Source organism: Bradyrhizobium sp. WYCCWR15520 (assembly GCF_056174665.1).
In genome coordinates, this window is the sequence record NZ_JBWBWM010000134.1 from 1 (window position 1) to 1,854 (window position 1,854).

The following is a 1,854-nucleotide window of genomic DNA, read 5'->3' on the forward strand; positions in this document are numbered from 1 at the left end:
ACGATGAGCTTCTCCGCGACTTCGGCGCCAACCCCCTGCGCAAGCGCGGCATCTTTGCACCGCTGAAGGAACTGTTCGCGCCCTATCAGCCGAGCGACTATCAGGCGATCGTGGCGGGTGATTGGGAGGATGGTCGCGCAAGCCGACGAAGCGAGTGAATAAAGCTTGCCCACTTCCGCTTCTGGCAGATTGTGTTGCAAAACTCGATTTTCGCCGATGACCAAAATTCTGCGGGCCGTGGGCGCGACTTTCGTGTACAAGATGTGAGGGATCTCACGGCCTCACGCAAAATTCACAGGCGACTTCGGTAACGCGATTGAGGTCATACGAATCAGCGATCGCTCGCTGTTTAGTGTTTTCGCGAAAAGCTTGAGCCCTGCAACTTTCGACTTTTGCAACAGTATCGGCACTTTTCGGACATGGCGCGATGTCCGACTTGAGTCCGTTATGCGCGCAAAAGCGGACATCGTCGCAAGAGCGCTATGGCGAACGATCAAAATCACTCCATCCCAGCCTGGGGTTAGAATACCGGGATGGGGCGAAGGAGCTGTGCGACCGCCGATTGCAAGGCAGCTAGCTTAAGATGCAACTGTGTTCGGGCTTCACGCCCCAACGGTCCTGCGCATCTCCCTAATCAGCGCCGCGATTTGACGCCTCGCGGCAATTGATCGGGCCGAGTAGCGTCCGTGCTTGAAGGCATTATGATTACCCTTCGGCGCCCCTGGGGATGGCCCACCATGCATTCGACAACGTCCGTTAGGCATCGCGGGCGATCGGCAAGGTTTCCCGCTCCGGGTTTTCGCGCCGCAGCGTTTCGCCCTGTGTATGTTCAAGTGCATGAGGTTGATCCTCCAATTTAGTTCGCACCCCACCCCCCACTCCTTCGACATTTCCGACAATGGCCTGTCCGCCTTTATGGACGTGGACGTGTTCAACAGTGACTTTTTGCTGACCCTTGCCGCGATGTTTCGCCAGCGCTTCCATTTGTGCGGCGTTCGCCCGCGTGAGCTTTGCGGCTTGGGTCAAATTGGTCTGCCTGCCGTCTGTAGATTGATCCGGTAGCATCGCCCGGCGGTAGCACTCCATCGCCGCAGCGTGAGAGGCGAAGAGCTGCGCAGCCATCATGCCCTCCAAGGCGTCCTTCGGATTAACGCCGGCCACTCCGCCGGCTTTGTTACGAATGGCTGTAATAAGAAAGCCGGCCTCCGCGAGCTGGATAATCTTGTCTCGTACTTCAGAGAAGCGCGTGACGCCCGGCATCTGCTCCATTACAGCCGCCATCCATTCATTGCCCGTAAATTCAAACGAGTGCTGCATCCGCTTACGTGGCTGGCGATTAAATTCCGGATGGTGCTTCACTAACAGATCGTGGGCGAGGCTGGCCCGCCACCCGGACCTCTCAGGAAAGACCGGGAGTTCCTTCATTAGGTCGCGACAAGGCTCATGCCTGTCCAATCAGCTCCAAACATCGACTTACCCATCGCATGGACCGCGCGGGCGAGAAATACGTACGAGGAGTTATCGTTCGGCCAGCCGATGGATTTCTTCCAGAACTCGGCCCGAAGGGTTAGCTGCTTTCGGCAGCTCTGTAAATGGATCGCGTCACACAGGCAGTGCCGTTCGGCGTCTCGACGCGAACGATCAGCAGTGGCTCAGTTTCGACGCCGATCGGCTGCAGAGGTATCCGAATTGCTATGACTGCTTTGGTCTGTCACGATGAGCGAGGGGCCCGAAGCACGTTGGACGGGAGAGCAATATGACGATCTACATTTCGCAAGGGCGCTATACTGCGACGGCGATCCGCGCAATGACGGCGAAGCCGGAAAACCGTTCCGAAGCGATCGCCGAGATGCT

2 protein-coding genes are annotated in these 1,854 nt (G+C 57.5%); both read right to left on the minus strand.

Annotated features, from left to right (window positions below):
- Positions 1-602: 602 nt before the first annotated feature.
- Positions 603-839 carry an HGGxSTG domain-containing protein gene (locus AC0QUY_RS42485; protein ID WP_475391714.1) on the minus strand — a complete coding sequence of 79 codons (237 nt, stop codon included), beginning with the start codon at positions 837-839 and terminating at the stop codon, positions 603-605.
- Positions 757-1,425, minus strand: a complete 669-nt coding sequence (locus AC0QUY_RS42490; protein ID WP_475391716.1) for a hypothetical protein — start codon at positions 1,423-1,425, stop codon at positions 757-759. The genes AC0QUY_RS42485 and AC0QUY_RS42490 overlap by 83 nt, the downstream gene beginning before the upstream one ends.
- Positions 1,426-1,854: the final 429 nt, after the last annotated feature.

Excerpts from the sequence above, each read along its gene's own strand:
- AC0QUY_RS42485 (WP_475391714.1), bottom strand. The coding sequence starts at position 839 with ATGCACTTGAACATACACAGGGCGAAACGCTGCGGCGCGAAAACCCGG.
- AC0QUY_RS42490 (WP_475391716.1), bottom strand. The coding sequence starts at position 1,425 with ATGAAGGAACTCCCGGTCTTTCCTGAGAGGTCCGGGTGGCGGGCCAGC.